Annotated in this window: 7 protein-coding genes; 3 read left to right on the top strand and 4 right to left on the bottom strand. The window is 65.7% G+C overall.

Going from position 1 to position 7,844, the window contains the following annotated elements; all coding sequences use genetic code 11:
- Window positions 1-146 precede the first annotated feature (146 nt).
- Window positions 147-1,118: a cobaltochelatase subunit CobS gene (gene cobS / locus EG885_RS20960; protein WP_131578549.1), complete on the top strand. Its 972-nt coding sequence runs from the start codon at window positions 147-149 to the stop codon at window positions 1,116-1,118.
- Window positions 1,119-1,124: 6 nt separating this feature from the next.
- On the opposite strand, the gene EG885_RS20965 is transcribed toward cobS, so the two are convergent.
- On the bottom strand, window positions 1,125-1,718 hold the full coding sequence (locus EG885_RS20965) for a hypothetical protein (protein ID WP_131578551.1): 594 nt from the start codon (window positions 1,716-1,718) through the stop codon (window positions 1,125-1,127).
- Between the two features lie 142 nt (window positions 1,719-1,860).
- On the bottom strand, window positions 1,861-2,445 hold the full coding sequence (locus EG885_RS20970; RefSeq protein ID WP_131578553.1) for an NADPH-dependent FMN reductase: 585 nt from the start codon (window positions 2,443-2,445) through the stop codon (window positions 1,861-1,863).
- A 146-nt stretch (window positions 2,446-2,591) separates the two neighbouring features.
- Here EG885_RS20970 and cobT point away from each other — a divergent pair, with 146 nt between their 5' ends.
- Window positions 2,592-4,460: a cobaltochelatase subunit CobT gene (gene cobT, locus EG885_RS20975; RefSeq protein WP_131578555.1), complete on the top strand. Its 1,869-nt coding sequence runs from the start codon at window positions 2,592-2,594 to the stop codon at window positions 4,458-4,460.
- Window positions 4,461-4,538: 78 nt separating this feature from the next.
- Here the strand turns inward: cobT and EG885_RS20980 are convergent, their stop codons facing one another.
- On the bottom strand, window positions 4,539-5,351 hold the full coding sequence (locus tag EG885_RS20980) for an NAD-dependent epimerase/dehydratase family protein (RefSeq protein WP_131578557.1): 813 nt from the start codon (window positions 5,349-5,351) through the stop codon (window positions 4,539-4,541).
- Entirely contained in the window at window positions 5,351-6,238 is an 888-nt protein-coding gene (locus EG885_RS20985; protein ID WP_165571248.1) for a glycosyltransferase, read from the bottom strand. Before EG885_RS20985 ends, EG885_RS20980 begins: the two co-directional genes overlap by 1 nt.
- Before the next feature lie 133 nt (window positions 6,239-6,371).
- On the opposite strand from EG885_RS20985, the gene EG885_RS20990 reads away from it, so the two are divergent.
- The gene (locus tag EG885_RS20990; protein ID WP_131578559.1) at window positions 6,372-7,844 is read left to right on the top strand and encodes an FAD-binding oxidoreductase; all 1,473 of its coding nucleotides are present in this window, start codon (window positions 6,372-6,374) and stop codon (window positions 7,842-7,844) included.

Below are 7,844 nucleotides of genomic sequence, written 5' to 3' on the forward strand. Positions count from 1 at the left end.
CGTCTGACCGTCGGGCAGCGGGCGCAGGGCAGCGGGAAGCGGTCGGCGGTCGGCGGGCGTCTGGCATCCGGCAGGCGCGCCCCGCCTTGCACCCGCGCGGCGAATGCGCGATCAATGCGCCGATCCGATGGAAAGGGCTGGGACCGATGCTGGACATGAACGCGAAACCTACCGAAGAGATCGACCTGCGCGAGGTGTTCGGTCTGGACAGCGACATGAAGGTCAAGGGCTTTTCCGAACGCTCGGAACGCGTGCCCGACATCGACAGCACCTACAAGTTCGATCCCGACACCACGATGGCGATTCTGGCGGGCTTTGCCTATAACCGCCGGGTGATGATCCAAGGCTATCACGGCACCGGAAAATCGACCCATATCGAACAGATCGCGGCGCGGCTGAACTGGCCCTGCGTGCGGGTGAACCTGGACAGCCATGTCAGCCGGATCGACCTGATCGGTAAGGACGCGATCAAGCTGGTCGATGGCAAGCAGGTCACCATGTTCCACGAGGGCATCCTGCCCTGGGCCCTGCGCAACCCCACCGCCATCGTCTTTGACGAATATGATGCGGGCCGCGCGGATGTGATGTTCGTCATCCAGCGCGTGCTGGAGGCCGATGGCAAGCTGACCCTGCTGGACCAGAACGAGGTCATCACGCCCAATCCCTATTTCCGCCTGTTCGCGACCGCCAACACGGTCGGTCTGGGCGATACGACCGGTCTTTATCACGGCACCCAGCAGATCAACCAGGGCCAGATGGACCGCTGGTCGCTGGTCGCCACCCTGAACTATCTGTCCCATGATGCCGAAGCCGCGATCGTGCTGGCCAAGGTGCCCCATTACAACACCGAAAAAGGCCGCAAGACGATCAGCCAGATGGTGACGCTGGCCGATCTGACCCGCACCGCCTTTATGCAGGGCGATCTGTCCACGGTGATGTCGCCGCGCACGGTGATTTCCTGGGCGCAGAACACCCGCATCTTCGAAAACGTCGGCTATGCCTTCCGCCTGACCTTCCTGAACAAATGCGACGAGCTGGAGCGTCAGACCGTCGCCGAGTTCTATCAGCGCCTGTTCGACGAGGAACTGCCCGAAAGCGCCGCCGCCCGCGCGCTGTAAGGGCGATCAATTCACTATCAAGGCCGCGACCGAGCCCGTCAGCCACTCTTCAAGCTGGGCGATCTGGTTCGGGCCGAAATCGGTGCCGGTCGCAGCAAGCAACATCTGAACCATCTGCGCTTGTTCGCTACAGATATCCTGCCACCCGTCAGAATCGGCGGTGACGGCATCGATGCAGACATAGCGGTTCAGCCGGGCCTGCGCGCCTGCCAGATCTGTTTCCAGCGCTGCGATCCTGTCGGCAAGTTCTTGATTGGTTGCGTTTATAACAAGGGCATCAGCCAGCGAGACCAACCTGCTATTGGCCAGATAGACGTTCTGCCCGACCAAGACCGTGACGGTCACAGCAAGGGACAATGCGGCAACGTTCCAGATATCATAGGACAAAATCAGCCAATGTCCCGGCTTCTGATAATCCGATCCCCGGAAATGTTTGAGGATTGCGACCGCGACGCCGATCATCGCGCCCAGTCCCACCACGGCCGAGACCGATGTCCCAGAGGCACTGAAATCGACAAACCCCGCCAGCCAATCCGAAAAAACGCTCATGTCCTGCCCCGCTGTTGAATGCGCGGCCTGATCGGCGCGCGGCAGGTTCAAGAATGCCACGCGATGATGGGGGCCGAAAATAAAAACAGCGTTTTGAATGCATTATGAACTGATTGGTTCGATCATTGGCACAGCCGCGCCCGAATGGCGGCGGACCCATCCGGACGGACGCGCCCCCCGGATGGTCGCGGGTTTACGCCTTGGGCGCGTCTTTCAGCAGTTCGGCCCAGAAGGTCAGTTCGGCCAGCATCCCGTCCAGCGAGCCTTTCAGGTGATCCTCGATCGCCGACATGGGGGCATTGCCGCCCATGGGCGAGACGGCCATGAAATCGCCGCCGCCGATATGGATGGCATTGCGCAGCGGCACCATCTGCAGCTCGATCGCGATCAGGCGCAGCTGTTCGACTGCGCGCGCCCCGCCAACGCCGCCATAGGCCACTGCGGCCATCGGTTTGCGGTTCCATTCCTTATACGCCTGATCCAAAGCGTTCTTCAGCGCGCCGGTGATCGAATGGTTGTATTCGGCCACGACGAACAGATAGCCGTCAAAGCCAGCCAGTTTTTCCTGCCACGCCACGGCGCGCGGATCCTGCGAGGGCATCCACAGGTTCGACGCAGGCTCGTCAAAGAACGGCAGGTCATGGTCGCGCAGATCGACCAGTTCGAAATCCAGGCTGGCATGGTCGGCGACCTGCTCCATCAGCCAAGCGGCAGGCTTGTCGGCGAAGCGGGTCTTGCGGGTCGAACCGATGATGACGGCAATGCGTGGTTTGGACATGAGAACCTCGGATTATGTGTTCGCGATGCTTAGCACAGCCTCTGGCAGCACGGCAGAATTTTGTTCGCGACAGACGTGCACAACCGATGTGCGGGACTGCGCGGCGCCCTCTTGTCTGGGGCTGCGGGTGGTGGTCTATAAAGGGCATGAAAAAATCCGACAACCCCGCCGATCCGTTCAAGAAGGCCCTGTCCGAGGCGACGCGGGCGCTGGCCCATGACCGCGATCTGAACGTCACCTACAGCGCCGATCCGGCGGGCGTCGCAGGCGATACCATGCGCCTTCCGCAGATCAGCCGCCGCATGGGCCGGGACGAGGTTCTGCTGGCGCGGGGCACGGCGGATGCGCTGGCCATGCGGATGCGCCATCATGACGCGGGCACGCACAGCCGCTATGCCCCCGCAGGCCCGATGGCGCGCGAACTGTACGAGGCGATGGAAACCGCCCGCTGCGAGGCGCTTGGCGCCCGCGACATGCCCGGCGCGCTGTCCAATATCGACGCCAAGATCGGCGCCGAGGCCGAGAAAAAGGGCTATGCCCAGATCAAGGCGCCTGCGGATGCGCCGCTGTCGGTCGCGGCGGGCTATATCCTGCGGCAGGCCGCGACCGGGCGCGCGCTGCCGCCCGGTGCGCAGCATGTGGCCGATCTGTGGCGGCCCTTTGTCGAATCGCAGGCCTCGGGCGCGCTGGCGGATGTGAATGCCGCGCTGGCCGATCAGGCGGCGTTTTCGCGGCTGTCGCGGCGGATCATCACCGATCTGGGCTATGGCGACCAGCTGGGCGAGGATCCCGATCAGCCGCAGGACGACGACGCCGAGGACAATGCCGAGCAGGACGAGGAATCGGGCGACAACCAGTCGCAGGAGGAAGACGACAGCGAGGACAGCGAGGCCAGTTCCGAACGCAGTCAGGAACAGACGCAGGACGAACGGCAGGCTCAGGTCAGCATGGACGACAGCTCGGATGACGAGATGTCGGACGAGGCCGAGATGCCCGATCAGGACAGCCCGCCCGATCTGCCCCCCCCGGTCAGCGAGGCCAGCCCCGATTACCGGATCTTTGCCCAGACCTGGGACGAAGAGATCCGCGCCGAGGATCTGGCCGATGTGGCCGAGCTGGAGCGTCTGCGCGCCTATCTGGACAAGCAGCTGGAACCCCTGCGCGGCGCCGTCAGCCGTCTGGCCAACAAGCTGCAGCGTCGTTTGCAGGCCCAGCAGAACCGCAGCTGGGAATTCGACAAGGAAGAGGGCGTGCTGGATGCCGGGCGTCTGGCCCGCGTGGTGGCCAACCCGACGACTCCGCTGTCCTTCAAGGTCGAGAAGGACACCGAGTTCCGCGACACGGTCGTGACGCTGCTGATCGACAATTCCGGGTCGATGCGCGGGCGCCCGATCAGCATCGCTGCGATCTGCGCCGATGTGCTGGCCCGCACGCTGGAGCGCTGCAACGTCAAGGTCGAGATTCTGGGATTCACCACCCGCGCCTGGAAGGGCGGCCAGTCGCGCGAGGCCTGGCTGGCCGCAGGCCGTCCCGCCCAGCCCGGTCGCCTGAACGATCTGCGCCATATCATCTATAAATCCGCCGATGCGCCCTGGCGCCGGGTGCGGCCCAATCTGGGGCTGATGATGAAGGAAGGGCTGCTGAAGGAAAACATCGACGGCGAGGCGCTGGAATGGGCCCATAAGCGCCTGATCCGCCGCACCGAGGCGCGCAAGATCCTGATGGTGATTTCCGATGGGGCGCCGGTGGATGATTCGACCTTGTCGGTCAACCCGGCGAATTTTCTGGAGCGGCATCTGCGCGACGTCATCGCCATGGTCGAGAAACGCCGCGCGGTCGAGCTGCTGGCCATCGGCATCGGCCATGATGTGACCCGCTATTACGGGCGGGCGGTGACGATCACCGATGCCGAGCAACTGGCCGGCGCGATCACCGAACAGCTGGCGGCGCTGTTCGACAGCGATCCGAGAAAACGCGCGCGGGTTCTGGGGATGGCGGCGATCCGGCGCGGCTGAATTGCGTCCCGCGATGGCCGGGGGCGCTTCGCCCCCCGGACCCCCCGAGGATATTTGCGCCAAGGCGAAATTCCGGCGCTAGGCTTTTAGGAGGTCGGCCAAGGTTTTCGCCAGAAGAGGGAGCCCGCCGGGTTGCCAGCCGATGCTTTCAAGAGTGGTGCAGTCCGGCAGGCGCAGATGGCTGGCATCGGCGCGGGGCGGTGGCGGATGCGGGCAGGCGGTCAGGGTCCGGACCATGCCGAGAAGGTCGTGGTGGTCGAGGATCAGATCGCTGCAATTCAGCGTCGGCGGCGGGGCCGGGTGGTTCAGCAGCAGGATCAGGGCCTGGGCCAGGTCATCTGCATGAACCTCGGTCGCGACGCGGGGAGCGATGGGATGGCCGGCGCGGTAATCGTCGAACAGGCGGCGCCATTTATGCGCCGGGCCCGGGCCATAGACGCCGGTGGCACGGATCGCGCAGGTGATTAGGGGCAGCCGGGCCAGATACGCCTCGGCCTCGGCCTTTACCTCTCCGTACAGGGTCGTGGGTTTGGGGGGCAGGTCGTCGGACAGCCGCATCCCCGGTGGATGGCCGTCATGGACCGCGCGCGATGAGAAGAACAGGATGCGTCCCACGCTCTGATCCGCCGCCTGATCGAAGAGCCGCCGGGTGCCATCCAGATTGGCTGCGATGAAGGCAGGGGCATCGCAGCCCTCGCCTCCGCGATAGCGGCCGGGGGCATGGGCGAAGGCGCAATGGATCAGCGCGTCATGGCCTTCGAGCCGCGCGGGTTGGCCCAGATGCCAGTCATGCGCGCGGTCCAGCGGTGTCACCCTATGGCCCGCAGCGGTCAGCGCGCGGGCGGCGAAGTGGCCGATGATGCCCGAAGCTCCGGTCAGGGCGATCTGCATCAGGGGCGGATCGGCGGGCGGGGCAGGGTGGACAGGTCGGGCAGGGGATGCCCGTCGGCCACGGCTTGCCACAGATCGATCAGCGGGCGCAGGCTGTCGGCCTTGTCATGGTCCTGCCAGGGTTTCTCGTATTGGAAATGCAGGATGCGGATCTGGCTCCAGTCCAGAAGGCCGGGCATGTGCAGCCAGACATATTGCAGCAGGTTGTGATGGATCGACAGGCCCTGCCAGTCGGGAAAGAAGGCCTGCAGAAAGCTTTGATCGGTGCGGGGCCAGAACACCCCCGGCTGGTCCAGGGCCGCCATCATCGCCGCAAAGGTCGCGGGGGCGGGACGCGCCGTGAAGACGCCCGAGTTCATGCGGTGAAACCCGTCCGGCCCGTCATAGACATTGGGCGCGGCGCAGAATTCGGGAAAGCCGAACAGCTTGTCCACGTTGCGCAGCACGATCGCATCGGCATCGATGAACACGCAGCGGTCGTAATCCAGCTGCCACAGGCGCAGCTTGATGAAATTGTCCAGCGGCGTGTGGAACAGCGGCTTGGCGCCCTTGGTAAACGCGGCGCGGGCATGCAGGGCGTCACGGGCATGCATCTGGTCGAAGCCGTCCGAGGTGGGCAGCAGATCCGCCGCGATCAGTCTGGCGCCGAGGGGGCGCAGCCGGGCCAGATCGGCGTCCGACAGGCCGCGATGCATCACCACCAGATCGGCCTTGGTGCCGGTCAGGCGCAACGACCGCAACAGCGCGCAGGCGCCGGGCAGATAGGCGGGATTGCTGACCAGCGTGACATAGGCGTCACCGGCGCGGCGCGGGCTTTCGGCTGCCAGTCCCCGAGGCAGTTCATGCGGCTGTTCTTGCGGCAGGGAATCGTCGGACAGGTGATCCATGGCGTGGTCCTGAGGGTCGCGGGGCCGTTTGCGGTCAGCCTGACGTGGCGTTATGACCGGGTCATGACAGATTTTGGCGTCCCATGCCATGGCCCGGATGGTGGCGGGCGCGACCTTGCCACAAGGATATCCCATGAGTTTTCCCGATCCGCTGGCCTCTGAACAGGCCCAGGCTCTGCCGCCCGCGTTGGTCACTGCGCTGGACGCCCTTCTGGGCGCGCGGTTTTCGCAAAAGCGCGGCGATCGCGATCAGCATGCGGCGTCGGAAAGCTTTCATCGCGGCCCGCCGCCCGATGCGGTGGTCTGGCCGGATAGCGCCGAAGAGGTGTCGTCCATCCTGCGCGCCTGTTCGCAGCATGCGGTGCCGGTCATCCCCTGGGGCACCGGTACTTCGTTGGAGGGGCATGCGCTGGCCAGCCGGGGCGGCATCACGCTGAACCTGTCGCGCATGGACCGGGTGCTGGAGGTGCGGGCCGCCGACATGCAGGCCAGCGTCCAGCCCGGCGTCACGCGCGAGGCGCTGAACACCGATCTGCGCGCCACGGAGCTGTTCTTTCCCGTCGATCCCGGCGCCAATGCCAGCCTTGGGGGGATGGCCGCGACGCGGGCCAGCGGCACGACCGCCGTGCGCTATGGCACGATGCGGGACAATGTGCTGGCCTTGCAGGTGGTGCTGGCCGACGGGCGGATCATCCGCACCGGCACGAGGGCCGCGAAATCCAGCGCGGGCTATGATCTGACGGCGCTGTTCGTGGGGTCCGAGGGCACGCTTGGGGTCATCACCGAACTGACCCTGCGCCTGCAGGGCCAGCCCGAGGAGACCGCCGCCGCCGTCTGTGCCTTTGACACGCTGCAGGCGGCGGTCGATTGCGTGACGGTGACGATCCATTCGGGCATCCCCATGGCGCGGATCGAGTTTGTCGATGCGCTGACGGCCCGCGCCTTCAACCTGCATTCCGGCACCAGCCTGCCCGAACTACCGCATCTGATGGTCGAGTTTCACGGCTCTGCAACGTCTGTGCGCGAGGATGCCGCCCGGTTCGGAGAGATCGCGACCGAGATGGGGGCCGCTGGCTTTGACTGGGCGACCACGCCCGAGGATCGCGCCCGCCTGTGGCGGATGCGGCACGGGGCCTATCACGCGGCCTTTGCGCTGCGTCCGGGATCGGTGGGGGTGGTCACCGATGTCTGCGTTCCGATGTCGCATCTGGCGGATGCGGTGGCGGGGGCGGCGCAGGATATTGCGGCCTCGGGGCTGGTCGGGCCGATCGTGGGTCATGTGGGCGACGGCAATTTCCATTCGCTGCTGCTGATCGATCCGGGCAATGAGCGTCAGATGGCCCAGGCCAAGGCGCTGGCCTTGCGGATGGCCGAACGGGCGCTGGCCGTGGGCGGCACGATCACCGGCGAACATGGCGTGGGTCTGGGCAAGCGTGGCCTGATGGCCGCCGAACATGGCGAAGGCTGGCAGGTCATGGGCGCGATCAAGACCGCGCTTGACCCTGCGGGGATCCTGAACCCCGGCAAGCTGGTCCCCGACTGCCCCGCGCCCCCCGACTGCCCCGCCCCCGACTGCCCGGCCCCGGACTGCCCCGCCCCTGGCTGA

The sequence above is a fragment of the Paracoccus nototheniae genome, assembly GCF_004335005.1.
Classification (GTDB): Bacteria; Pseudomonadota; Alphaproteobacteria; order Rhodobacterales; family Rhodobacteraceae; genus Paracoccus; species Paracoccus nototheniae.

Bases quoted from the DNA above. Each gene is read 5' to 3' on its own strand.
- cobS (WP_131578549.1), top strand. From the start codon at position 147: ATGCTGGACATGAACGCGAAACCTACCGAAGAGATCGACCTGCGCGAG.
- EG885_RS20970 (WP_131578553.1), bottom strand. From the start codon at position 2,445: ATGTCCAAACCACGCATTGCCGTCATCATCGGTTCGACCCGCAAGACC.
- cobT (WP_131578555.1), top strand. From the start codon at position 2,592: ATGAAAAAATCCGACAACCCCGCCGATCCGTTCAAGAAGGCCCTGTCC.
- EG885_RS20980 (WP_131578557.1), bottom strand. From the start codon at position 5,351: ATGCAGATCGCCCTGACCGGAGCTTCGGGCATCATCGGCCACTTCGCC.
- EG885_RS20985 (WP_165571248.1), bottom strand. From the start codon at position 6,238: ATGGATCACCTGTCCGACGATTCCCTGCCGCAAGAACAGCCGCATGAA.
- EG885_RS20990 (WP_131578559.1), top strand. From the start codon at position 6,372: ATGAGTTTTCCCGATCCGCTGGCCTCTGAACAGGCCCAGGCTCTGCCG.